General features: G+C 71.4%; 22 protein-coding genes, 1 other RNA gene and 1 pseudogene. 19 read left to right on the forward strand and 5 right to left on the reverse strand.

Annotation, left to right across the window (positions count from 1 at the left end):
* Positions 1-105: 105 nt before the first annotated feature.
* A pseudogene (locus tag DIZ27_RS11725) lies at positions 106-315 on the reverse strand (hypothetical protein); the annotation flags it as partial.
* A 50-nt stretch (positions 316-365) separates the two neighbouring features.
* Here DIZ27_RS11725 and smpB point away from each other — a divergent pair.
* The 3 genes from smpB (at position 366) to DIZ27_RS11740 (ending at position 1,831) form a co-directional block, all read left to right on the forward strand.
* The gene (gene smpB / locus DIZ27_RS11730) at positions 366-845 is read left to right on the forward strand and encodes an SsrA-binding protein SmpB (RefSeq protein WP_109378307.1); all 480 of its coding nucleotides are present in this window, start codon (positions 366-368) and stop codon (positions 843-845) included.
* A gap of 146 nt (positions 846-991) precedes the next feature.
* Positions 992-1,394: a transfer-messenger RNA gene (ssrA, locus tag DIZ27_RS11735) on the forward strand.
* Between the two features lie 188 nt (positions 1,395-1,582).
* The gene (locus DIZ27_RS11740; RefSeq protein WP_109378308.1) at positions 1,583-1,831 is read left to right on the forward strand and encodes a hypothetical protein; all 249 of its coding nucleotides are present in this window, start codon (positions 1,583-1,585) and stop codon (positions 1,829-1,831) included.
* Between the two features lie 170 nt (positions 1,832-2,001).
* On the opposite strand, the gene DIZ27_RS11745 is transcribed toward DIZ27_RS11740, so the two are convergent.
* Complete coding sequence (locus tag DIZ27_RS11745; protein ID WP_109378309.1) at positions 2,002-3,375, reverse strand: MFS transporter; 1,374 nt, start codon at positions 3,373-3,375, stop codon at positions 2,002-2,004.
* A gap of 83 nt (positions 3,376-3,458) precedes the next feature.
* On the opposite strand from DIZ27_RS11745, the gene DIZ27_RS11750 reads away from it, so the two are divergent.
* The 5 genes from DIZ27_RS11750 to DIZ27_RS11770 all read left to right on the forward strand — a co-directional run bounded on the left by DIZ27_RS11750 (position 3,459) and on the right by DIZ27_RS11770 (position 9,877).
* Positions 3,459-4,427, forward strand: a complete 969-nt coding sequence (locus tag DIZ27_RS11750) for a LysR family transcriptional regulator (RefSeq protein WP_109378310.1) — start codon at positions 3,459-3,461, stop codon at positions 4,425-4,427.
* Between the two features lie 192 nt (positions 4,428-4,619).
* The gene (locus DIZ27_RS11755; RefSeq protein WP_109378311.1) at positions 4,620-5,795 is read left to right on the forward strand and encodes a hypothetical protein; all 1,176 of its coding nucleotides are present in this window, start codon (positions 4,620-4,622) and stop codon (positions 5,793-5,795) included.
* Positions 5,795-8,011, forward strand: a complete 2,217-nt coding sequence (locus tag DIZ27_RS11760) for a glycosyltransferase (protein WP_109378312.1) — start codon at positions 5,795-5,797, stop codon at positions 8,009-8,011. Before DIZ27_RS11755 ends, DIZ27_RS11760 begins: the two co-directional genes overlap by 1 nt.
* Positions 8,008-9,231 carry an acyltransferase gene (locus tag DIZ27_RS11765; protein ID WP_109378313.1) on the forward strand — a complete coding sequence of 408 codons (1,224 nt, stop codon included), beginning with the start codon at positions 8,008-8,010 and terminating at the stop codon, positions 9,229-9,231. Before DIZ27_RS11760 ends, DIZ27_RS11765 begins: the two co-directional genes overlap by 4 nt.
* Positions 9,232-9,469: 238 nt before the next feature.
* Positions 9,470-9,877, forward strand: a complete 408-nt coding sequence (locus DIZ27_RS11770) for a PPOX class F420-dependent oxidoreductase (protein WP_109378314.1) — start codon at positions 9,470-9,472, stop codon at positions 9,875-9,877.
* Positions 9,878-10,028: 151 nt separating this feature from the next.
* Here DIZ27_RS11770 and DIZ27_RS11775 read toward each other — a convergent pair whose 3' ends face one another.
* Both DIZ27_RS11775 and DIZ27_RS11780 read right to left on the reverse strand, forming a co-directional pair.
* Complete coding sequence (locus DIZ27_RS11775) at positions 10,029-10,226, reverse strand: DUF397 domain-containing protein (RefSeq protein WP_109378315.1); 198 nt, start codon at positions 10,224-10,226, stop codon at positions 10,029-10,031.
* Positions 10,227-10,237: 11 nt separating this feature from the next.
* Positions 10,238-11,092, reverse strand: a complete 855-nt coding sequence (locus DIZ27_RS11780; RefSeq protein ID WP_109378316.1) for a helix-turn-helix transcriptional regulator — start codon at positions 11,090-11,092, stop codon at positions 10,238-10,240.
* A gap of 224 nt (positions 11,093-11,316) precedes the next feature.
* Here DIZ27_RS11780 and DIZ27_RS11785 point away from each other — a divergent pair, with 224 nt between their 5' ends.
* The 9 genes from DIZ27_RS11785 (at position 11,317) to DIZ27_RS11830 (ending at position 21,591) form a co-directional block, all read left to right on the forward strand.
* Positions 11,317-11,775 (forward strand): ATP-binding protein, encoded by a 459-nt coding sequence (locus tag DIZ27_RS11785; protein ID WP_181383487.1) that lies wholly within the window; start codon positions 11,317-11,319, stop codon positions 11,773-11,775.
* Positions 11,776-11,840: 65 nt separating this feature from the next.
* On the forward strand, positions 11,841-12,695 hold the full coding sequence (locus tag DIZ27_RS11790) for a hypothetical protein (protein ID WP_109378318.1): 855 nt from the start codon (positions 11,841-11,843) through the stop codon (positions 12,693-12,695).
* 262 nt (positions 12,696-12,957) lie between these two features.
* Positions 12,958-14,139, forward strand: coding sequence for a uroporphyrinogen-III synthase (locus DIZ27_RS11795; protein WP_109378319.1), 1,182 nt, complete (start codon positions 12,958-12,960; stop codon positions 14,137-14,139).
* Between the two features lie 141 nt (positions 14,140-14,280).
* Positions 14,281-14,877 carry an ABATE domain-containing protein gene (locus tag DIZ27_RS11800; protein WP_109378320.1) on the forward strand — a complete coding sequence of 199 codons (597 nt, stop codon included), beginning with the start codon at positions 14,281-14,283 and terminating at the stop codon, positions 14,875-14,877.
* A gap of 301 nt (positions 14,878-15,178) precedes the next feature.
* Complete coding sequence (locus tag DIZ27_RS11805) at positions 15,179-15,790, forward strand: sigma-70 family RNA polymerase sigma factor (protein WP_109378321.1); 612 nt, start codon at positions 15,179-15,181, stop codon at positions 15,788-15,790.
* 74 nt (positions 15,791-15,864) lie between these two features.
* On the forward strand, positions 15,865-16,629 hold the full coding sequence (locus DIZ27_RS11810; RefSeq protein ID WP_109378322.1) for an anti-sigma factor: 765 nt from the start codon (positions 15,865-15,867) through the stop codon (positions 16,627-16,629).
* A 59-nt stretch (positions 16,630-16,688) separates the two neighbouring features.
* Complete coding sequence (locus tag DIZ27_RS11815; RefSeq protein ID WP_109378323.1) at positions 16,689-18,995, forward strand: UvrD-helicase domain-containing protein; 2,307 nt, start codon at positions 16,689-16,691, stop codon at positions 18,993-18,995.
* A gap of 438 nt (positions 18,996-19,433) precedes the next feature.
* Positions 19,434-20,858, forward strand: coding sequence for an NAD-dependent malic enzyme (locus tag DIZ27_RS11820; RefSeq protein WP_109378324.1), 1,425 nt, complete (start codon positions 19,434-19,436; stop codon positions 20,856-20,858).
* A gap of 451 nt (positions 20,859-21,309) precedes the next feature.
* On the forward strand, positions 21,310-21,591 hold the full coding sequence (locus tag DIZ27_RS11830) for an HU family DNA-binding protein (RefSeq protein WP_003990598.1): 282 nt from the start codon (positions 21,310-21,312) through the stop codon (positions 21,589-21,591).
* 101 nt (positions 21,592-21,692) lie between these two features.
* On the opposite strand, the gene murA is transcribed toward DIZ27_RS11830, so the two are convergent.
* A complete protein-coding gene (gene murA / locus DIZ27_RS11835; protein ID WP_109378326.1) occupies positions 21,693-23,039 on the reverse strand; it encodes a UDP-N-acetylglucosamine 1-carboxyvinyltransferase in 1,347 nt (448 codons plus the stop codon).
* Positions 23,040-23,358: 319 nt separating this feature from the next.
* On the opposite strand from murA, the gene DIZ27_RS11840 reads away from it, so the two are divergent.
* Together DIZ27_RS11840 and DIZ27_RS11845 are read left to right on the forward strand one after the other, a co-directional pair.
* Positions 23,359-23,931 carry a YqgE/AlgH family protein gene (locus DIZ27_RS11840; protein ID WP_181383489.1) on the forward strand — a complete coding sequence of 191 codons (573 nt, stop codon included), beginning with the start codon at positions 23,359-23,361 and terminating at the stop codon, positions 23,929-23,931.
* A 29-nt stretch (positions 23,932-23,960) separates the two neighbouring features.
* Positions 23,961-24,263 (forward strand): DUF3039 domain-containing protein, encoded by a 303-nt coding sequence (locus DIZ27_RS11845; RefSeq protein ID WP_109378328.1) that lies wholly within the window; start codon positions 23,961-23,963, stop codon positions 24,261-24,263.
* Positions 24,264-24,357: the final 94 nt, after the last annotated feature.

Here is a 24,357-nt window from a genome sequence, read left to right on the forward strand (position 1 = left end):
CCCGCTTCGTACCCCCACCGCTTCACCGCGCCACCGCTTCCCGGCGCCGGCACTCGGAAACGCCGTCCGTGAAACGCGCGTTCCCACGCGGGGACGCCGCCGATATCACGGACGGCGTCCGGTCAGGGGCGGCTGGAGCCAGGAGGGCTCGGGCTTTCGGCGGGTGGGGCGGTGCTGGAGCGAGGAGTCCGCGAAGGACACCTCCCGGACGGTGTCCCCGCGGACGGGGCATGCCTCGCCGGTGCGGCCGTGCACGTGCATCGCCTTGCGCCCGGAGTCCTTCGGCCCGTCGGCCGGGCCCCACACCCCGCCCCTGAAATCGGTTTCCCGCAAACCCCCTCCGTAGTGCCAAAATGGGCGGCACTATGGCTAAGGAAAAAGGGCGCAAGCTGATCGCGCAGAACAAGAAGGCGCGGCACGACTACCTCATCATCGACACCTACGAGGCCGGTCTGGTCCTCACCGGGACCGAGGTGAAGTCGCTGCGTCAGGGCAGGGCCTCGCTGGTGGACGGCTTCGTCCAGCTCGACGGCAACGAGGCGTGGCTGCACAACGTGCACGTCCCCGAGTACAGCCAGGGCACCTGGACCAACCACAGCGCGCGGCGCAAGCGCAAGCTGCTGCTGCACCGCGCGGAGATCGACAAGCTGGAGTCCAAGTCCCAGGAGACGGGGCACACCATCGTGCCGCTCGCCCTGTACTTCAAGGACGGCCGCGCGAAGGTGGAGATCGCGCTGGCGAAGGGCAAGAAGGAGTACGACAAGCGCCAGACGCTCCGCGAGAAGCAGGACCGCCGCGAGACCGAGCGGGCGATCTCGGCGGTCCGCCGCAAGCAGCGGGCGTAGCGCCCGTCCGCGGCGGACGGCCGTGCGTGAGGGGGCCCGGGCCCGTCCGGACCCGTCGCACGGGAATACGCTGGCACCGACCCGCGTTGGTCACGTACGATGGCGACAGCACCCCACAGTGGGTGCGCACCTTGAGAAGAAAACATGGGGATGATCGGTTTCGACAGCGGCTGTCGAGGCAGGGGAAGCGTGTCGAGGAAGCGGCCATGATCTCGTAAACCACAGGCCGAAAAAATAATCGCCAATTCCAAGCGATCCATCTCCCAGGGCGAGCTCGCCCTCGCTGCCTGATCTTCAGGTAGCGAGCAGCAGCTCTCCTACTAGAGGGAGTGTCAGCCCGGGGATGTTCCCGACCCGGATCCTGGCATCATTCAGGGGACTAAACCTTGATCCCGGTCACGGGGTGAAGAGGGAAATCCAACAGTGACTGAGCCCGTCGGAGACTTGTCCGCGTGATCTCCGGGGCCGAGAAAAGCACAGCGGACTGCACACGGAGAAGCCCTGGTTCCGCACCGTTGGACGCGGGTTCGATTCCCGCCATCTCCACAATTCCCATGTGGGCAAAGGCCCCGTCGCATCCGCGGCGGGGCCTTTGTCGTGCACGGCCGGCCTCCCCGTGGGCCGCCCGCGAGGCCCGAGCCTCGCGGATGGAGGACGGCGACCGCCCGTAGGGGAGCGGTCCTTCGCCGTCGAGGTGCGGCACCGGCTACGACCCGTCAAGAGCATGAGGAGTGGGGATGAGCGAGGCGAAAAGGAACTCGGCCCTGTTCGCCTTCATCGGCTGCGGCAACTTCCTGACAGGGATCGTGTGCTGGGCCACGCTGGACAGGTTCAACGCCATGGTCCCGTTCATGTGCTCGGCACTCCTTTTCGCCGGGGCGTGGCTGTGCGAACGGCGCTCCGGAGCGCACCGGGACCACCGGCGCCAGGACCCGGAAGCCGCCCCGGACGGTGGCGCCAAGGGCACGGGCGGGCGCGTCCGGTAGCCCGGCTCGCGGACGGCGTTCCGGACGCGGCGCCGGGCCGCATCCGCGATCTTCGACATCGGGGGTCCTCCACTGACACGGTTCGCGGGGAGGGGGCGGGAGGGAGAGCGGGTGGGGAAAGCGTGTCGAAGCGCTTCGACCGGTGAAGGTGTGTGCGAGCCAGAGGGCCGTCAACGGGACGGGCGGGAATCGGCGGAGCGGTTCGACGGCCCGAACGGTGAGCGGGGGCCCGGCGGTCCGGACAGGGCCAGCGCCGTCAGCAGGGCCGTCCCGGCCGCCGCAACGGGAACCCCGTACCCGGCCGTCGCCGAGAGGTGCTCCACGACCCAGCCGCCGGCCGCGCTGCCGCAGGCGATCCCGCCGAGCAGGCCGGTCACCGCGAGCGTCATCCCCTCGTTCAGCCGGCCCTCGGGGGTGCAGCGCTGGACCAGCGTGATCGTCGTGACCATCGTCGGCGCCGTGGCCATCCCGGCCGGCAGGAGCGCCCCCGCCAGCAGCAGGAGCGAGCCGGTGAGGGTCGCCGCGAGCAGTGGCAGCACCATCAGCGCGGTCATCGCGGCCAGGCACAGGGGCAGCCGGGACCAGGCGGACCCCACCGGGCGCATCGCCCCGTAGGCGAGGCCCGCCGCGCAGGAGCCGGCCGCCTGGAGGGCCAGCACCGCGCCGGCCGCCGAGCGGTGCCCCTGCGCGTCCGCGAACGCGATCGTGACGACCTCCATCGAGCCGAACACCGCACCGGTCGCCAGGCAGACGACGAGCAGCGGGCGCATCCCGGGCGCCCGGAAGGGGGCCCGGCCCTGGGCGCGCCGCTCGGCCGGCGGCTCGGTGGAGCGCTGGGCGACGAACAGCGTCACGCCCGTCAGCAGCAGCACCGCACCCACCAGCGTGCCCGCCTCCGGGAAGAGCGCCGAGCAGAGGAAGGCCGCGAGCACCGGGCCCAGCATGAAGCACAGCTCGTCCGCGGCCTGCTCGAAGGAGTTCGCGGTGTGCAGCCCTTCGGCGGCGTCGGCACGGCCCTTCAGCAGGTGGGCCCAGCGGGCCCGGGACATCCCGCCGGTGTTGGGCGTCGTGGCGGTGGCGGCGTAGGCGGCGAACAGGGTCCAGGCGGGGGCGCCGTGGCGCACGCAGAGCAGCAGCGCGAGGGAGCCGAGCACGGCGAACACCGTCGCGGGCAGGGCGACGCGGGCCTGCCCGTACCGGTCGACCAGCCGTGCCGTCCACGGGGCGACCACCGCGGTCGCCGCCAGGCCGGTCGCGACGACGGCACCGGCGAGGGCGTACGAGCCCCGCGTCCCGGCGATCATCATGACCGCGCTCACGCTGAACATGCCCATCGGCAGCCGGGCGACGAGGTTCCAGAGGGTGAACGCGCGGGCGCCGGGCAGCGCGAACAGACGGCGGTACGGGCCCGGCGCCCGGCCGCGGGAGCCGTCCGGCCGCCCACGCGGCGCGAAGTCGGCGACGACCAGGGTGTCGGCCGTGACGGTGAACAGCGGGGTGTCCCGGGAGGCCGCGCGGCGGCTGCGGAAGGTCGGCTGAGGCATGGACCCACCGTCGCCCGCCCCCGCGGCACCGGTCCAACACCTGACCGGTACCGATTCACGCACCGGCGTTGTAGGTTCACCGGGTGTCCGCCCCCGCCCACCTCGACCCCCGCCTCCTGCGCGCCTTCGTCACCGTCGCCGAGGAACTGCACTTCACCCGCGCCGCCACCCGCCTGTACGTCGCCCAGCAGGCGCTCAGTCGTGATGTGCGGCGGCTGGAGCGGGAGTTGGGCAGCGAGTTGTTCGTGCGGACCACCCGCCAGGTGACGCTCACCGCCGACGGCGAACACCTGCTGCCGTACGCCCGCCGCGTCCTCCAGGCGCAGGACGACCTGATCGCCGCCGCCGGGCAGACCCGCCCGCTGCTGGTGGACCTCAACTCCCCGGGCCTGCCGACCCCGCGCCGGGTCCTGCACCGGGCCCGCGAACTCACCCCCGGCCACGAGCTGATGGCCCGCTACGAGAGCGGCCTGACCTGGGCCGCGGCCGAGGTGCTCGCGGGGCGGCTGGACGCGTCGTTCGGGCGGTTCGCGGGGCTTCCCGAGGTGCTGCGGGCCGGGCTCGACCAGCAGCCCGTGCGGTACGAGCCGATGGCGGTGGTGCTGCCCGAGGACCACCGGCTGGCCGCACTGGAGGAGGTGCCGCTCGCCGCGATGGCCGGCGAGACGGTGTACGCCGGGGCGGGCAACCCGCGCACACCGGAGTGGACCGACCTCGCCCTGCTGCTGTTCGAGGGGCGGGACATCGCCCTCGCGCCGCCGGAACCCCTGGCCGTCGGGGAGGAGGAGTTCGAGCGGATCATGGCCAGGACGCGTCGTCCGATCCTCGCCGTGGTGGACTTCCCCGCGCTGACCTCGATGGTGGTGCGCCCGCTGGTCGACCCCGTTCCGCTGTCACCCGTGTCGCTGATATGGCGGAAAGGGAGAATTCACCCCGCTCTGGACGGACTTCGCAGGGCTGCGGCCGGTATCGCCGCCGAGGAGGGCTGGTTGCGGCGTCCCGTGAACGGGTGGGTTTCGGACGGTGATCTTGTTGTCATGAGTTCTCCCTGATGTCTCGGATGTCTCGCGAATGACACGAAACGGCACCGGGGAAACACAGAACCTCCGCGTGCGCTACATTCGATGCTCGAGCACGGTGTGATAGACGGGGCGCTCGGAGCGGGTGGGGGGCCCGGATCCGACGGCGAGTGCTCGGGCCGCGAGCGCACCCCGGAACAGTCCCGTGGGGGGAAGTGCGTGCGCGTGGAAAAGTGGCGAGAAGACGCCCAACCGGAGCGGTCCGAGACCGCGTCGGCGCCCAAGGGCGATCACGGGGACTGGTTCTCCCGGGGCACGGCCGGCCACGCCGCCGAGCCGGAGCACAGACCCTACGCCTCCACCAGGGACGACTGGCCCTACCCGTACGACACGAGCGCCGCGACGCGCCCGACGGGCGGCGCGCCCGCCGCGGACGGCACGCGCAGGATGCCCGCACAGCGCGGACCGGAAGGAATGCCGCGCGACCCCTGGCAGGAGGACGCCCCGGCGACGGCCGTCCTGCCCGCCGTTCCCGCTCCCGCGGCCCCCGCCGCCGACGCGCCCACCGCCGACGTGCCTGTCGACAACGCGTCCGCCGACAACGCAGCCGACGACTCCGCCGGGCAGACCCATGACCCGCACGAGGTGACGATCCAGCTCGACGCCGTGCAGATCGGGAACGGGATGCTGCTCGGCACACCGAACCGGCCGGGCGGCGGAGCAGTGCACGAGCCCTCCGACGGGCCCGTCTTCGTCGACGAGTCGGGCCGCCGCGTCCGCCGCTACCGCCGTATCGGCCTGGTCGTCGGTCTCGCCTGCGCGGCGTACGCCGTCGTCATCGTCGCCACGCTGCTGTCCGGCAACTCCGACGCCCCCTGGGTGCCCGTCCACGGCCAGGAGCAGGAGCAGCCCGCCGAGAAGGTCGACACCTCGCCGCAGCCCGCCGAACCGGACGCGTCCCCCGACGCCGATGCCACCCCGGAGCCGGGCACCGAGCCGACCGCCGGCGAACCCGACCCCGTCACCCCGCCCGACGCCGGCCTCCCCGCGGGCGGCGGGGCCGCCGCCGGGGACGGAGCCGTCGAGCCCGCCGCCCCGACGCCGACGCCGCCGACCGGGACCACCCCGAAGCCCGGCACCGGCACCGACGCCTCCCCGAGCGCTCCGGCCGGCCCCCCGGCCGGGTCGGAGCCCGCAGCCCCGACGACCCCCTCGGGCGGCACCAGCACCGCTCCGGCCCCGCCCCCCGCCGGGGAGGACCCCGGCGACGAGGAACCCGCCGGCCCCGACAAACTCGCCCAGGCGCCCGCCGACCGGCCGGTCGTGGCAGCCGAGAGCCCCGCCGCACAGCCGGCCCCGTCCACCGACCCCGCCGCACCGTCCCCGGAGCACGTCCTCTGATGGCATCCCACTCCCACCGCCCCGGGCCCGCGACCGGAGCCCGAGGCGGCTCTCGGCGTCGCAGTCAGCCCAAGCGTCGCCGTCTGCCCCTGCGCCTGCTGCTTCCGCTGCTCGTGCTCGTCGCCCTGGCGGCGATGCTCATGCTGCGCGGATACACGCACAGCGAGATCCTCGCCGACCACCGCGTCCAGCCGCCCGCGCCCACCGACAAGGTGCCGGACAAGATCCTCGAGGGCGGCCCGGTCATCGACGCCCGCGGCGGCCGCACCGAGAGCCTGAGCGTGCCCGACCGCCGGCTGGTCCTCACCTTCGATGACGGCCCGGACCCGGTCTGGACGCCGAGGGTGCTGGACGTGCTGAAGAAGCACGACGCGCACGGGGTCTTCTTCGTCACCGGCACCATGGCCTCCCGCTACCCGGGCCTCGTCCAGCGCATGGTCGACGAGGGCCACGAGATCGGCCTGCACACGTTCAACCACCCCGACCTCTCCCTCCAGTCCAAGAGGCGCATCGACTGGGAGCTGTCGCAGAACCAGCTGGCGATCACCGGCGCGGCCGGCATCCGCACCTCGCTCTTCCGCCCGCCGTACTCCTCCTTCTCCGCCGCCATGGACAACAAGTCCTGGCCGGTCACCGAGTACATCGGCAGCCGCGGTTACATCACCGTCGTCAACAACACCGACAGCGAGGACTGGCAGCGGCCCGGCGTCGACGAGATCATCCGCCGTGCCACGCCCGAGAACGGCGAGGGCGCCATCGTCCTGATGCACGACTCCGGCGGCGACCGCAGCCAGACCGTCGCGGCGCTGGACAAGTTCCTGCCCGACCTGAAGGAGAAGGGCTACGAGTTCGACAACCTCACCGAGGCCCTGGACGCGCCCAGTGCGATGAGCCAGGTGACCGGCCCCGAGCTGTGGAAGGGCAAGGCGTGGGTCTTCCTGGTCCAGGCCTCGGAGAAGGTCACCGGCGGTCTGGCGGCGGGCCTGGCGATCGTCGGCACCCTGGTCATCGGCCGCTTCGTGCTGATGCTCGTCCTCTCCGGCGTCCACGCGCGCCGGGTGCGCCGCCGGGGCTTCGGCTGGGGGCCACCGGTCACCGAACCGGTGACGGTGCTGGTCCCGGCCTACAACGAGGCCAAGTGCATCGAGAACACCGTCCGTTCCCTGATGGACAGCGACCACCCGATCGAGGTCCTGGTCATCGACGACGGCTCCAGCGACGGCACGGCCCGCATCGTCGAGGCCATGGGCCTGCCCAACGTCCGGGTGATCCGCCAGCTCAACGCGGGCAAGCCGGCGGCGCTCAACCGGGGCCTGGCCAACGCCCGTTACGACATCGTCGTGATGATGGACGGCGACACGGTCTTCGAGCCGTCCACCGTCCGCGAACTCGTCCAACCCTTCGGCGACCCGAAGGTGGGAGCCGTGGCGGGCAACGCGAAGGTCGGCAACAAGGACAGCCTCATCGGCGCCTGGCAGCACATCGAGTACGTGATGGGCTTCAACCTGGACCGCCGCATGTACGACATCCTGGGCTGCATGCCGACCATCCCGGGGGCCGTCGGCGCCTTCCGCCGCTCGGCGCTGGTCCCGATCGGCGGCATGAGCGACGACACGCTCGCCGAGGACACCGACGTCACCATGGCGCTGCACCGCGCCGGCTGGCGCGTGGTCTACGCCGAGAACGCCCGCGCCTGGACCGAGGCCCCGGAGACCGTCCAGCAGCTGTGGTCCCAGCGCTACCGCTGGTCGTACGGCACCATGCAGGCCATCTGGAAGCACCGCCGCTCCGTGATCGAGAAGGGCCCCTCGGGCCGCTTCGGCCGCGTGGGCCTGCCCTTCGTCTCCCTGTTCATGATCGTGGCCCCGCTGCTGGCCCCCCTGATCGACGTCTTCCTGCTCTACGGCATCGTCTTCGGCCCGACCCAGAAGACGATCATGGCGTGGCTGGGCGTCCTGGCCATCCAGGCGGTCTGCGCGGCCTTCGCCTTCCGCCTCGACCGCGAACGCATGACCCATCTGATCTCGCTGCCGCTGCAGCAGGTCCTCTACCGCCAGCTCATGTACGTCGTGCTGCTCCAGTCCTGGATCACCGCCCTCACCGGCGGCCGCCTGCGCTGGCAGAAGCTGCGGCGCACCGGCGTCGTCGAGGCGCCCGGCGGCTCCGTGCCCGGCCCGCGTGCGCAGAGCAACGATGACCGGAGGCCCGTGGCATGACCCAGCGCACGACCGAGCCCGCACCCGTACCGGAGCCCGCCGCCCAGGCCGCCGGCACCGGGAAGCCGGGCCGCGACCGGTACCTCGACCTGCTGCGCTCCATCGCCCTGGTCCGCGTCGTGGTCTACCACCTGTTCGGCTGGGCCTGGCTGACGGTGCTGTTCCCGTCGATGGGCGTGATGTTCGCGCTCGCGGGTTCGCTGATGGCGCGTTCCCTGAAGCGCCCGGCGGCGAGCGTGATCCGCAGCCGGATCCGCCGTCTCCTGCCGCCCCTGTGGGCGTTCGCCGCGGTCGTGCTGACGATGATGTTCGTGAACGGCTGGAACCCCGCGAAGGACGACGGCACCTGGGGCCTGATCGGGCTGGTCAACTACATCATCCCGATCGGCGCCCCGCCCTACCCGTGGCAACTCGGCTCCCCGTCGGGCCTGCTGGACGTCACCTGGGCGGTGCAGGCCGCGGGCCCGCTCTGGTACCTGCGCGCCTACCTGTGGTTCGTCATCGCGTCGCCGCTGCTGCTGTGGGCGTTCCGCCGGGCCCCCTGGCCGACGCTGCTCGCCCCGCTGGGCCTGACGGCGATCGTCGGCACGGGCCTGGTGACCATCCCCGGCGAAACGGGCCGCGCGATCACCGACTTCGCGGTCTACGGAGGCTGCTGGGTGCTGGGCTTCGCCCACCACGACGGCCTGTTGAAACAGATCCCGCGCTACGTCTCGGTCTCCTGCGCGTCCCTGGTGATGGCCTTCGGCCTGTGGTGGGCGTCGAACCACCTGGGCTCCGACGGCTGGGACCTCAACGACATCCCGCTGGCCCAGGCCACCTGGTCGTTCGGCTTCGTGGTGATCCTGCTCCAGTACTCCCCGTCGTGGCAGGAACTCCCGGGACGCCTGGCGCAGTGGGACAAACTGGTGACCCTCTCCAACAACCGCGCGGTCACCATCTACCTGTGGCACAACATGCTGATCATGGCGACGGTCCCGCTCGTCGACCTGCTGTACCGGCTCCCCTTCATGCAGAGCGAGCGCGGGGCGGAGGCCCTCAGCAGCACGTACACGCTGTGGATGTTCGCCCTGATCTGGCCGCTCATCGGCCTGGCGGTCCTCGCGGTCGGCTGGGTCGAGGACCTCGCGGCGAAACGGAAACCCCGCCTGTGGCCCAACGGCGCGAAGCGCTCCACCGGCCGGCGCAGCAGGGCCGGCACGGCAGCACACCGAGGCTGACGCCGAGGACTGCCCGGTGGGCGAGTTGCGCAAAACCGCCGGACCTGTGCGGAGGGGCATGACCCGGACACGCCGGAAACCCGCCACGGGATGATCGCGGGGCGGGAACCAGCAGCGCCCGCCGGGTCCGTGTCCTGAGCCCGGGACGCCGTGCTGTGGAGCTAACGTGAGGCGGTGCCAGCCGTTGTCGAGTCCCGTGCCGCGGGTACGGGGCGTCCACGTGGAAGGGCCCGTTCCTGTGTCTGCCGAACTCTCCGACGACCTCAAGAAGCTCATCGACGACACCCCTGTCTTCGCGACTGTGGCCACACTCCAGCCCGACGGCAGCCCGCAGCTGACGGTGACCTGGATCAAGCGCGACGGCGACGACCTGCTGATCTCCACGACCATGGGCCGCAGGAAGGAGCAGAACCTGCGCCGTGACCCGCGGATCACCGTGATGATCAACCCGTCCACCGCGCCGTACACCTACGCCGAGGTGCGCGGTACGGCCACGCTCGACACGGACGGCGCCCCGGAGCTGATCGAGGAGCTCTCGCGCAAGTACACGGGCAAGGCCTACGCGGACTTCAACCCGGCCTCCGCCGACGACGCCCCACGCGTCGTCGTCCGGGTCACCCCGCGCAAGGTCGTCGGCTCGCTCTAGGACAAGCACGCGAAGCCCCGGGCGGACAGGTTGTTCTTGACCGACAATCCGTCCACCAGGGGCTTCGCTTCTTCCTGTGCCCGGCCAGGTGGGAAAGACCCACCGGCCGAGAAGCCAGTGGCCCGGTGGTCACCGGAAAAGCTCCGGCGGCTCAAGCGCCGAACTCTGATTTCCCGATCTTGTCGGCGTACGCGAGGAAGGTGGTCCACGCGGCACGGGAGAGGTCGAGCCGTGGTCCGGCTGCGTCCTTTGAGTCGCGTATGAGGATGGTGGTCGGGGCGGTGGCTATCTCGACGCAGTTCGAGCTGTCCCCACTGTAGGTGGACTTCTGCCAACGGATGGTCTGCACGGTGTTCCTTCTCATGCTTTCCGGATGAGGTCGTGGATGAAGTCGCGTGACTCGGGAGGAGCGAGCGCACAGGACGTCATGTGGTCCAGTACGGCGCGGTACTTGGTCAACTGTGCCTCCGCGTCGAGGAATCCGCAGCCCCCGTGGTGGGTGTCCAGCTGGACCGTGTCGAGCTGCGGTACAGCGCCCCTGACGTAGTCGAAGGACTGGCCGGTGCTCGGGAAGTAGGCCGTGCCGAACGGAATCACCCGGATGGTGACGTGAGGCGTCTCGCTCATGTCGAGCAAGTGCGTGAGCTGGCCGTGAGATACGGAAGGGCCGCCGAAGCCCATGCGGAGGGCTGACTCGTGAATGATCGCCGAGTAGGAGGGCGGGTTTTCTCGGTGCAGGATGCCCTGCCGTTTGATGCGATAGGTGAGGCGGTGCTCGATCTCGTACTGACGCATGGGTGGTACCACGGCCCTGAAGAGGGCGCGGGCGTGATCGGTGGTTTGCAGCAGCGCCGGAATGTGGATCACCAGAGCGACGCGTAGGGCTGTCGCGTGGTGTTCCAGCTCTGCCAGGTCGACCAGTGCGGCGGGCAGATGTTCGCGGTACTCCTCCCACCAGCCCCGGGGGCGGCGCCCGGCCATTGCGGCCATTGCGTCGACCAAGGCTTCGTCAGAACAGTCGTAGGCGGATGCCATCCCGCGTACGAGGTCGGCGCTGACAGCGCTGCGACCGGTCTCGATCATGCTCACGCGCCCTTGGTTGACCCCCAGGTGCTCGGCGGCCTGGGTCACTGTGAACCCAGCCCTTTCACGGAGTTTGCGCAGCTCGGCACCCAGTCTCCGTTGCCGCAGCGTCGGATTGTTCGTGGGCGGCAAGGCGTGTCCTTCCTGGCCGCGAAGCGGCTCTCGCGTACCTCATACGAGCTAACCGGGGGTAAATCTCCCGCAATTGGAAGATTTATCTTCCAGGTCGGCTTTATCGTAGCGACATCGCTCATCCGCCGCGCTTGTAAGCCGGAAGCGCACCGCGACCGCGGCACCGCCACCGCCTGACGTCGATGTTGAGCAAGCTCGAGTCCCCTTTCTCCCTGGAGCCGTTCATGGTCACCGTAGACCCGTACCAACCCTGGGCGTACGCCCTTCGGCTGCCCCATGACCCTCGCGCCGTACGCGTCGCACGCATGACGGTGCGGGCGGCGCTGGACGGGCACGGCATGCAGGACGCCGTTGACGTCGTGGAGTTGCTGACGTCCGAATTGGTCACCAACGCCTACCAGCACACCAAGGGGCCCTCCTCCCTGCGGCTCACCTGCCTGAGCGACGGCCGGCTGCGGGTCGGGGTGTGGGACAGCCACCCGTACATTCCCGCGCCGTTCGACGGGTTTTCCTGGGACCGGGTCGCGCTCGCCCCGGCCGGTGCCGAATCCGGACGAGGGCTGCGCCTCGTCCAGGAGTACGCGGACAGTTGGGGCGGATGGGCCCTCGGGGACGGCGTGCCGGGGCGGGGTGCGGGAAAGCTGCTGTGGTTCGAGGTGGGCGGGCGGCGGGGCCCGGCGTGATGGACAAGACATACGGCCGTGCAAGACTGCCCCGGTTGCGGCCGTGAACAGGGGAGCGGGAGCGGATGAGCAAGCGGCAGACGCAGAAGATGCTGCGGTTGATGGCGAGCGGGGAGCCGGTCGAGCTCACCAGCGCGATGGCGTCCGTGAAGAAGCTGGCCCGACTTGCCTTCACAGCCCAGCAGTTCGGGTACGAGTACTCCGACGTACGGCAGGGCAGCGGGCGGAACAGCGCGCTGAGGATGCTGATCGTGCCCGATCCCAGCCCGCAGGCCCGGGCGCGGGCCGCGCAGAACTGGGCGCAGTACCCGAACGCGCACGACGGCGTCTCGGTGCCGCCCGTGGTGCCGGACGCGTTCGAACTCCTCAAGGCCCGGATCAACTTCGACCTCACCGGCAAGGGTGCCGAGAAGCGGATGGGCCTCGCGGCGCTCGGTGGCTCCATGGGCTGCGCGGTCCTCGCCTACCGGGCCGACGGGGTGCCGTCCGGCGTGGTGGGAGTGATCTGGCTGGTGCTCATGGCCGCCTTCGGTACCGGCCTCGTCGTCAACCGCAGGCGTAACGCCAAGTTCGCGGCCCGGCTCCAGGCGGCCGGATTCTCCCCGGTGACGGACGAGACGGGCCGGGTGCGTTATCTGCCGCCGGGCGCAGGGACGCCGGGGCACGGCAACCCCTTCGGGGGCGTCCCCCATGCCGGCCCGCACCCCGGCATGCCGGCACCGGCCGCCTACGGTCAGCAGCCCCAGTACGCCTCACCGCCTGCCCAGCCCGCGCCCGGGGCGTACGCGCCGCCCGCCCAGCCCGGCCCGTACGGCACCCCGTACCAGCCCCAGCAGCCGCCCGCCCAGCCTCCGTACCCCCAGCAGCAGGCACCCCAGTATCCGCAGCAGAACCCGTACTGGCAGCCCCCACGGAACTGACACCCGACGGGCGTGCCCGGCACCTCTCACCCCGGCCCCGCCATGGGGGGAGGGCGACGTTTTCTTCCGGCCACCCGCCGCCACAGCCCGGAAACGCTTCCTCCCCGCCTTCGGGATCAGCACCTCGAGGCAACCGTCCGCCGCACCATGGAGAACATGGGAACCCCCGTCCCACAGGGCGGGGAGCGCGGCAGAGGCCCGGTCGGCAGGAGATCGAGCCGTGCCTCACGCAGCACACCGACTCGAGTGCGGGACGAGGGCCATGTACGACGAACAGCAGCACCCGGACCAGCCGTCCGAGCCGAAACCCGACCCCGGGCACGGGCCCCTCGCGGGCTTCACCGTGGGGGTGACCGCCGCGCGCCGGGCCGAGGAGCTGGGCGCGCTGCTCCAGCGGCGGGGCGCCGCCGTGCTGCACGCCCCGGCCCTGCGGATCGTGCCGCTCGCCGACGACAGCGAGCTGCTGGCCGCCACCAAGCAGATCATCGAACGGGCCCCGGACATCGCCATCGCCACGACGGCGATCGGCTTCCGCGGCTGGGTCGAGGCCGCCGACGGCTGGGGGCTCGGCGAGGAGCTGCTGACGAAGCTGTGCGGGGCGCGGATCCTGGCGCGCGGACCGAAGGTGAAGGGCGCGGTCCGGGCGGCCGGGCTGACGGAGGAGTGGTCGCCGTCGTCGGAGTCGATGGCCGAGGTGCTCGACCGGCTCCTGGCGGAGGGCGTCGACGGACTGCGGATCGCCCTCCAGCTGCACGGTGAACCGCTGCCCGGGTTCGTGGAGTCGCTGCGGGCCGGGGGAGCGGAGGTGGTGGGAGTGCCGGTGTACCGGTGGATGCCGCCCGAGGACATCGGTCCCGTCGACCGGCTGCTGGACGCGACCGTCGCCCGGACCCTGGACGCGGTCACCTTCACCAGCGCGCCCGCCGCCGTGTCCCTGCTGTCCCGGGCCGAGCGGCGCGGGATGCTCGACGACGTCCTCGCCGCCCTGGGCCACGACGTCCTGCCCGCCTGCGTCGGCCCGGTCACCGCGCTGCCGCTGCGGGACCGGGGCATCGACACCGTCCAGCCGGAACGCTTCCGGCTCGGCCCGCTCGTCCAGCTGCTCTGCCGGGAACTGCCCGGCCGGGCCCGCTCGTTGCCGGTCGCCGGACACCGGGTGGAGGTCCGCGGGCACGCGGTCGTGGTGGACGGGGAGCTGCGCCCCGTACCGCCCGCGGGGATGTCGCTGCTGCGGGCGCTGGCCCGCCGGCCCGGCCGGGTCGTCGCCCGCGCGGACCTGCTGCGCGCACTGCCGGGCGCCGGCCGCGACGCACACGCGGTGGAGACCGCGATGGCCCGCCTGCGCACCGCCCTCGGCACGCCGGAACTGATCCAGACGGTCGTCGAACGCGGCTACCGCCTCGCCCTGGACCCGCACGCGGAGTCCACGTACGCGGACGACTGAGGCCGACCACCGAGGCCGAGGGGTTCCGGGCGGGGAAACGGGCAGGCACTGTAGGAGGGAGCGGGTTTCCGGAACGGATTCCTCACCCGCTCCGCACCGGCCCCCACGCGACCGGGGCGAACCCTAGGCGGTGACAGGCACATGGCACTGGGTACGGTCACGGCACCCCACGAGCTGCGGTTCGACACCGGGCGGATCTGTCTGGATCTCCTCGCGACCACGCATCCCGAGGAACGGCTCGGCTCAGTCGAGGTGGTGCGCGCCTGGATCACCGGCTCCGGACTCGTCCCGGCGGGCACCCCGCTGGCCCACGCCGACGGCTCCTGGCCGGCCGCCTTCCGCGAGCTGCGCGGGCACCTCGCCCGTCTGGTGCGCGGCCGGCCGACGCCCGGCACCCCCGCGTACGCCCGCGCGCTCGCCCGCGTCAACGACCTCGCCCGCGCCGCGCCCCCGGCGCCGCGGGCGGTGCCCGGTGACGACGGGGTGCTGGTGCGGCGGCTGGACGGGCCGCCCGGCAGCGCGGCCCTGCTCGCGGTGATCGCCAGGGACGCCGTGGATCTGCTCACCGACCCGCTCGCGCGCGCGAGCCTGCGGCAGTGCGAGGGCGACAACTGCCCGATCGTGTACCTGGACACCTCGCGCGGCCGCCGCAGGCGCTGGTGCTCCAGCGAGATCTGCGGAAACCGCGAACGGGTGGCCCGCCACCGCCGCCGGGCCGCCGCCCTCACCCGCGCCTGACCCGCCCTCACCCCGCCCCTTTCGCTCCTTCCCCCCAACTGCACTGTCCCGTATGCGGTTTTCATTCTCCGCTCCGCGAAGTGATTTCGCTTACACCCCGTTTGGCCTCCGCGTCGCGCGGGCATCCCGGCCGATCCGGCCGCTGTGGCGGAAATGTGAAGAAGAGGCGGGGGGAATGTGCTCCCATGTCCCGGTCTTCACCCTGCTCCGCAGAAAACTCTCGACGCGCGTTGAACACCCAACCCACCCCGTCCGTACCGGTTGTCGAGCGACCGACTGGGGGATCCCCCGGACACCGGAGGTGGGCGTGCGCAAGGATGCGGCCGTGGCCAATGAACGTGGAGCGAGGGCCCGACATCGCATGTCTGCGTCCTCATCGTCCCCATCGTCTTCTTCTTCGTCGAACGAGCCTGACGAGGAGTTGATGCGTGCGCTGTATCGAGAGCACGCGGGACCCTTGCTCGCCTATGTCCTGCGCCTGGTCGCCGGAGACCGGCAACGCGCCGAGGACGTCGTGCAGGAGACGCTCATCCGTGCCTGGAAGAACGCCGGTCAGCTCAATCGAGCCACCGGTTCGGTACGCCCCTGGCTGGTGACGGTCGCCCGGCGCATCGTCATCGACGGCCACCGCAGCCGGCAGGCCCGGCCGCAGGAGGTCGATCCGTCGCCGCTGGAGGTCATCCCCGCGGAGGACGAGATCGACAAGGCGCTGTGGCTGATGACGCTGTCGGACGCACTCGACGACCTGACCCCGGCTCACCGGGAGGTGCTTGTCGAGACGTACTTCAAGGGACGTACGGTCAATGAGGCGGCTGAGACACTGGGGATACCCAGCGGCACGGTCCGCTCCAGGGTCTTCTACGCCCTGCGTTCGATGAAGCTGGCACTGGAGGAGCGGGGGGTGACGGCGTGATGAGCGGGTACGGGGGAAACCAGGGATTCGGCGCGGGTGGTTCGGGTATGTCTGGTGTCATGCAGGGATCACCGGTGCCGAACGAGCATGAGACCGTCGGTGCCTACGCTCTCGGCATCCTCGACGATGCCGAGGCGACCGCGTTCGAGGCGCACCTCGCGAGCTGCGAGTGGTGCGCCCAGCAGCTCGACGAACTCGCCGGTATGGAGCCGATGCTGGCCGCCCTCGCGGACCTGCCCGGCACCGGCACACCGTCGCTCGGCGAGTCGCTGTCGGCCAAGCCGGCGCCGCGCGTGGTGGAGAAGCTGGTCGACGAGGTCGCCGAGCGCCGCGCCAAGAAGCGCCGCCGCAACTTCTACATGGTGGCCGCCGCCGGCGCCCTGATCGTCAGCGGCCCCTTCGTGGCCGTCGCGGCGAACGGCGGCGACGAAGGCGGGGGCGGCGGGAGCAACGGCACCAGCCAGACCCTCTCCGCGAACCCCGCGGAGGACCTCTTCGAGCAGATCCCCGACAAGATCACGGCCACCGACCCGGGCACCAAGGTGTCCGTGACCCTGGCGCTGCAGAAGAAGGACTGGGGCACCGGCGTCGTCACACAGCTGACGAACGTCAAGGGCCCCGAGAAGTGCGTGCTGATCGCCATCGGCAAGAACGGCGAGCGGGAGACCGTCACCACCTGGTCCGTCCCGGAGTGGGGCTACGGCCTGCCGGACGCCAAGACGGACAAGGCCAAGCAGCCGCTCTACGTCCAGGGCGGCGCGTCACTGGATCTCAACAAGATCGACAAGTTCGAGGTCGTCACCTTCGGCGGCGAGAAGCTGGTCGAAGTCGACGCGTAGCCTCACGGGCCCCCTTCGCGTACGGTTGACGGCTGCCCAGCACGTCAGAAGGGGGCCCGGTGGCCGCTCAGGCACAGCAGGAAACCGCGGTCGATCCGGTTCACGACTCCGTTCGCGACCGGGAGATCAATGTCGAACAGGAACACCTCGACCGGGTGTACCGACGGCTCGAGGAGAAGATCCACGAGGCCGAGTTCCTCATGCACGACGCCGCCCGGCGCGGCCAGGTCGGCACACCCGGCGCACTCGCCGAGCGGGACGCCCAGGTCTTCCGGGCCGGGGTCCACCTCAACCGGCTGAACAACGAGTTCGAGGACTTCCTCTTCGGCCGGATCGACCTGCTCCAGGGCAAGGACGGCAAGAAGGGACCCGACGGCGCCTACACCGCCGTCGAGCCCGCCGAGGGCGCCGTCCGCCCCGACAACACCGCCGACATCGCCGAGACCCTGCACATCGGCCGCATCGGTGTCCTCGACGAGGAGTACTCCCCGCTGGTCATCGACTGGCGGGCGCCCGCCGCCGCCCCCTTCTACCGGTCCACCCCGGTCGATCCGGGCCGGGTGGTGCGCCGGCGCGTCATCCGCTCCAAGGGCCGCCGGGTCCTCGGCGTCGAGGACGACCTGATGCGCCCCGAGCTGACGGCCTCCCTGGACGGCCACGAGCTGCCCGCCGTCGGTGACGGCGCCCTGATGGCCGCGCTCGGCCAGGCCCGCACCCACAGCATGCGGGACATCGTGGCCTCCATCCAGGCCGAGCAGGACCTGGTGATCCGCGCCCCCGCCGCCTCCGTGACCTACGTCGAGGGCGGCCCCGGCACCGGCAAGACCGCCGTCGCCCTGCACCGTGCGGCCTACCTGCTCTACCAGGACCGGCGCCGGTACGCGGGCGGCATCCTGATCGTCTCGCCCACCCCGCTGCTGGTCGCCTACACCGAGGGCGTGCTGCCCTCCCTCGGCGAGGAGGGCCAGGTCGCCATCCGCGCCATCGGCTCCCTGACCGACGACGCGCCCGGCACCGGGGCCACCCTGTACGACGCCCCGGCCGTGGCCCGCGCCAAGGGCTCGTACCGCATGCTCAAGGTGCTCAGGAAGGCCGCGCGCGGCGCGCTGGAGCACGGCGGCACGCCGACCCGGCTGCGGGTCGTCGCCTTCGGCCGGCGGATCGAACTGGACGCGGACGAGCTGGCGGCCGTCCGCCGCACCGCCCTCGGTGGCACCGCACCGGTGAACCTGCTGCGCCCCCGTGCCCGCAAGCTGCTGCTGGACGCGCTGTGGGAGCGCTCCGGCGCGGCCGGCCGGCACACCGACCCGGAGCTCGCCGCCGAACTGCGCTCCTCCTTCGACGAGGACATCACCACCGAGGACGACTTCCTCTCCTTCTTCGACGCCTGGTGGCCCGAGCTGACCCCGGCCGCCGTACTGGACGCCATGGCGGACGAGCGGCGCCTCGGCCGCTGGGCCCGGCGGGTCCTCAACCCGGGCGAGGTCCGCAGGGTCGCCCGTTCGCTGCGGCGGGACGGCCGCTCGGTGCACGACATCGCACTGCTCGACGAACTCCAGGCCGTCCTCGGCGCCCCCGCCCGGCCCCGGCGCAAGCGCGAGCTCGACCCGCTGGACCAGCTCACCGGCCTCGAGGAGCTGATGCCGGTGCGCGAGGAGTCGCAGCGCGAGCGGGCCGAGCGCCTCGCCCAGGAGCGCACCGAGTACGCCCATGTCATCGTCGACGAGGCCCAGGACCTCACCCCGATGCAGTGGCGCATGGTCGGCCGACGCGGCCGGCACGCCACCTGGACGATCGTCGGCGACCCCGCCCAGTCCTCCTGGTCCGACCCCGACGAGGCCGCCCAGGCCCGCGACGAGGCCCTCGGCAGCAGGCCCCGCCGCCGCTTCGAGCTCACCGTGAACTACCGCAACCCGGCCGAGATCGCCGGCCTCGCCGCCAAGGTGCTGGCGCTCGCCATGCCCGGTGCCGAGTCGCCGAGGGCGGTGCGCTCCACGGGCGTCGAGCCGCGGTTCGTCGTCGCGGAGGGCGCGCTGGGCGAGACCGTGCGCGCGGAGGCGGCCCGGCTGCTGGAGCGGGTGGACGGCACGGTCGGTGTGGTCGTCGCCATGCAGCGCCGGGAGGAGGCGCGGCGCTGGCTCGACGGGCTGGGGGACCGCGCGGTGGCCCTCGGCAGCCTGGAGGCCAAGGGCCTGGAGTACGACGCGACGATCGTGGTCTCCCCGGCCGAGATCGCCGACGAGTCCCCGGCCGGCCTGCGCGTCCTGTACGTCGCCCTGACCCGGGCGACCCAGCAGCTCACCGTAGTCTCGACGGAGCGGGACGAGCCGGACGCCGCCGGAGTGCCGGACCTGCTCCGGGGCTGAACCCGGAAAACGGTTCTCGGGGAATGGCCCTGCGGCATCCGTTTGTTAGCCTGGCAAGTGACACCGGCCCGATCCAAGCCCCCGGGCCCAACCTTCGTCGCTACGAGCGACCACTTGCCGCGAGGCGAGCATGGCGGGTCGGTGTCACTGAACGACCGAGAGGCCCATGTCACTTCCGGGTGGCATGGGCCTCTCGCGTCGCTGCTCCCGCCCCGACTCCGGGGCGGGAGCAGCGACGCGACTTACGCGCTGCCCCTCGCCTCTCGTATGGTGGAACAGCCTTTCCGAAAGTTGCCGTAGATACCCGCTTCCCGTGCGAACAAAACGTTCGCAATAGGAGGCGGCTACCGCGTACTCAGGGGTAGGTGCGACGATCGGACGGCACGAGCTGTGACACGCAGGAACGCAGCGAAACGGTGAAAGCAGAGGAAGTCGGCCATGGCAACGGCGCCCAGCGTCTCCTACTCGATGACCATCCGGCTGGAGGTGCCGTCGAGCGGGACCTCCGTCTCCCAGCTCACCACCGCGGTGGAGTCCTCCGGCGGCACGGTCACCGGCCTCGACGTCACCGCCTCCGGGCACGAACGGCTCCGGATCGACGTCACCATCGCGGCCACCTCCACCGGACACGCCGACGAGATCGTGGAGAAGCTCCGCGGCATCGAGGGCGTCACCCTGGGCAAGGTCTCGGACCGCACGTTCCTGATGCACCTCGGCGGCAAGATCGAGATGGCGTCCAAGCACCCCATCCGCAACCGTGACGACCTCTCCATGGTCTACACGCCGGGTGTGGCCCGCGTCTGCATGGCGATCGCCGAGAACCCCGAGGACGCCCGCCGCCTCACCATCAAGCGCAACTCCGTTGCGGTCGTGACGGACGGCTCCGCCGTGCTCGGCCTGGGCAACATCGGCCCCAAGGCCGCCCTCCCCGTGATGGAGGGCAAGGCCGCCCTGTTCAAGCGGTTCGCCGGTATCGACGCCTGGCCGATCTGCCTCGACACCCAGGACACCGACGCGATCGTCGAGATCGTCAAGGCCATCGCCCCGGGGTTCGCCGGCATCAACCTGGAGGACATCTCCGCACCGCGCTGCTTCGAGATCGAGGCCCGGCTGCGCGAGGCCCTCGACATCCCCGTCTTCCACGACGACCAGCACGGCACCGCGATCGTCGTCCTGGCGGCCCTGACCAACGCGCTGCGGGTCACCGGCAAGGCGATCGAGAACGTCCGGGTCGTCATGTCCGGCGCCGGCGCGGCCGGCACGGCCATCCTGAAGCTGCTGCTCGCGGCCGGTGTGAAGAACGCCGTCGTGGCCGACATCCACGGTGTGGTGCACGCGGGCCGCGCGGACCTGGTGGACGCCCCCGCCGACTCCCCGCTGTGCTGGATCGCCGACCACACCAACCCGGAGAACCTGACGGGCACGCTGAAGGAGGCCGTGCGCGGCGCGGACGTCTTCATCGGCGTCTCCGCCCCGAACGTCCTCGACGGCGCGGACGTCGCCGCGATGGCCGAGGGTGCGGTCGTCTTCGCGCTCGCGAACCCCGACCCCGAGGTGGAGCCGGGCGTCGCCCGCGAGACCGCCGCCGTGGTGGCCACCGGCCGCTCCGACTTCCCGAACCAGATCAACAACGTGCTGGTCTTCCCGGGCGTGTTCCGCGGCCTGCTGGACGCCCAGTCCCGCACCGTCAACACGGAGATGATGCTCGCCGCCGCGCAGGCCCTCGCCGACGTGGTCACCGAGGACGAGCTGAACCCGAACTACATCATCCCGAGCGTGTTCAATGACAGGGTCGCGGGCGCGGTCGCCGACGCCGTGCGGGAGGCGGCGAAGCTGACGCAGAGCTCGGCCTCCGCCTCCTAGGGCCTCCCGGGGCCGGACGGCACCGCTGTGACCATCACCACGGTAGGTGTGCGACCGGCGCGTCGTGGAACCCTTGGTGTACGGCCGCGCTCTATCGTGGCGGCCGTACACCAAGGGTTCCGCCCCCGGCTCCCGCGCTCTGCTGCCGGAAGCGGACGCAGTGTCACCGACATCAGGCCGTCGCGTTCCCCGTGTGACCCCCATGGGTGACTCCCATGGGTGTTCTCACGGTTCCTGCGGGTGCCGGATTGGCGTTACCGCCGCAGGTAGAGGCAGGATGCTGCACCAGGACAACGTCCAGGGGGCAGCACCTCCAGGGGCGTGCGGGCCCGACACGGACCCGGGTCCGGGCCCTCACCGAGGACCCTGGCAGCATCGGCTTGGCCGTGCCCTACGTGCGGCCCCGCCACGTGGCACGCCTCAACGGCAAGAAGAACACGGGAGTAACAACATGAACCGCAGTGAGCTGGTGGCCGCGCTGGCCGACCGCGCCGAGGTGACCCGCAAGGACGCCGACGCCGTGCTGGCCGCGTTCGCCGACGTCGTCGGCGACATCGTCTCCAAGGGGGACGAGAAGGTCACCATCCCCGGTTTCCTGACCTTCGAGCGCACCCACCGTGCCGCTCGCACCGCGCGCAACCCGCAGACCGGTGAGCCGATCCAGATCCCGGCCGGCTACAGCGTGAAGGTCTCCGCGGGCTCGAAGCTCAAGGAAGCCGCCAAGGGCAAGTGATCCTGCTGTTCGTACGTCCCGGGACGGCGTACGACGCACAGTGACGTCAAAAGGGCGGCCACCCGAACGGGTGGCCGCCCTTTTGGCAAGCCCGAATCAAGTCAGCCGAGGGCCTTGCCCGGGAGTTCGACCTTCGCGCCCAGCTCGACCAGCTTCTCCATGAAGTTCTCGTAGCCGCGGTTGATCAGGCCGATGCCGTGGACGCGGGACGTGCCCTGGGCGGCGAGGGCGGCGATGAGGTAGGAGAAGCCGCCGCGCAGGTCGGGGATGACCAGATCGGCGCCCTGGAGTCGGGTCGGGCCGGAGACGACGGCCGAGTGGAGGAAGTTGCGCTGGCCGAAACGGCAGTCGGAGCCGCCCAGGCACTCGCGGTAGAGCTGGATGTGGGCGCCCATCTGGTTGAGCGCCGAGGTGAAGCCGAGCCGGGACTCGTAGACCGTCTCGTGGACGATGGACAGCCCGGTCGCCTGCGTCAGGGCGACCACCAGCGGCTGCTGCCAGTCGGTCTGGAAGCCCGGGTGGACGTCCGTCTCCAGTGCGATGGACTTGAGCTGCCCGCCGGGGTGCCAGAAGCGGATGCCCTTGTCGTCGATCTCGAAGGCACCGCCCACCTTCCGGTAGGTGTTCAGGAACGTCATCATCGAGCGCTGCTGGGCGCCGCGGACGTAGATGTTGCCCTCGGTGGCCAGCGCCGCGGACGCCCAGGAGGCGGCCTCCAGGCGGTCGGGGAGGGCGCGGTGGTTGTAGCCGCCGAGCTTGTCCACACCGGTGACGCGGATGGTCCGGTCGGTGTCCATCGCGATGATCGCGCCCATTTTCTGCAGGACGCAGATCAGGTCCTCGATCTCCGGCTCCACCGCCGCGTTGGACAGCTCGGTGACGCCCTCCGCGAGGACCGCCGTCAGCAGCACCTGCTCCGTCGCGCCGACGGACGGGTACGGCAGCTCGATCTTCGTGCCGCGCAGCCGCTGCGGGGCCTCCAGGTACTGGCCGTCCGCCCGCTTCTCGATGGTCGCGCCGAACTGCCGCAGCACGTCGAAGTGGAAGTCGATCGGCCGGCCGCCGATGTCGCAGCCGCCCAGACCGGGGATGAACGCGTGCCCGAGACGGTGCAGCAGCGGTCCGCAGAACAGGATCGGGATGCGCGACGAACCCGCGTGGGCATCGATGTCGGCGACGTTGGCGCTCTCCACCCGCGTCGGGTCGAGCACCAGTTCACCGGGCTCGTCGCCCGGACGCACCGTCACACCGTGCAGCTGCAGCAGCCCTCGCACGACCCGGACGTCACGGATGTCCGGGACGTTGCCCAGCCGGCTCGGCTCACTGCCCAGCAGGGCGGCGACCATGGCCTTCGGCACGAGGTTCTTCGCGCCGCGGACCCGGATCTCACCCTCCAGCGGGGTTCCGCCGTGGACAAGCAGTACGTCTTCAGTTCCGTTGACGGTCATGAATCTCGCGTTCCGTGGAGGGGGGCAGGGGCCAGAAAGGCAAGCGTAGTCGCCCTCACCCCGGGCTCTGTCAGCCCGTGTGCGACCCGACCTCCGCCCCACCGCCCCACAACACGAACAGTCCCCCAGCAGCCACTCGGGGTCACCGTCGTCCTGTGCGCCGGGGGTGCTCCCGTACGCCCGCCGGACCCCGGCCCCCCGGCCGCCGGCCGCTCGGAACACGGCTCCACCAGGCGGCTCCGCCGCCGCGCGGCCCGGTTCACCCGCATACCCCCGATTGCCTCCCCACGGAAAGGGAAGATGCGGGATCATGTCTGGCATGACCGAGGTGTCCTCGCTCACAGGACGGCTGCTCGTGGCCACTCCCGCCCTGGCGGACCCGAATTTCGACCGTGCGGTGGTGCTCCTCCTCGACCACGACGAGGAGGGCTCCCTGGGTGTCGTCCTCAACCGCCCGACCCCGGTGGACGTGGCGGACATCCTGGAGGGCTGGGGGGACCTGGCCGGCGAACCGGGGGTCGTCTTCCAGGGCGGCCCGGTGTCGCTGGACTCGGCCCTCGGCGTCGCCGTCGTCCCCGGCGGGGCCGGGAACCGGGCCGCACCGCTGGGCTGGCGCCAGGTGCACGGCGCGATCGGGCTGGTCGACCTGGAGGCGCCGCCCGAGCTGCTCGCCTCCGCCCTCGGCTCGCTGCGCATCTTCGCCGGATACGCGGGCTGGGGCCCCGGCCAGCTGGAGGAAGAGCTGGCGGACGGCGCCTGGTACGTCGTCGAGTCGGAGCCCGGCGACGTCTCGTCCCCGGTGCCCGAGCGGCTCTGGCGCGAGGTGCTGCGCCGCCAGCGGGGTGAGCTGGCGATGGTCGCCACGTATCCGGACGACCCTTCGCTCAACTGATGCGCGTGAGCTTCAGTACCCTTTGCCTTATGAGCACTCTTGAGCCCGAGCGCGGGACTGGTACGGGGACCCTCGTAGAGCCGACGCCGCAGACCTCCCACGGCGACGGCGACCACGAGCGCTACGCCCACTACGTCCAGAAGGACAAGATCATGGCGAGCGCACTCGACGGCACGCCCGTCGTGGCGCTGTGCGGCAAGGTGTGGGTGCCGGGCCGGGACCCGAAGAAGTACCCCGTCTGCCCCATGTGCAAGGAGATCTACGAGTCCATGAGCGGCGGCGACGACGACAAGGGCGGCAAGGGCGGCAAGGGCGGCAAGGGCGGCAAGTAACCCCGCCCTCCCGCGGAGTCGTCCGGACCGCTCAGCCGTCCGGACGGCTGAACCGGTCGGATCGTCCAGGGCCCCCGGGCGCGTTTTGTGCGCC

The sequence above is a fragment of the Streptomyces sp. NWU339 genome (genome assembly GCF_003143855.1).
In the GTDB taxonomy this organism is placed as follows: Bacteria; Actinomycetota; Actinomycetes; order Streptomycetales; family Streptomycetaceae; genus Streptomyces.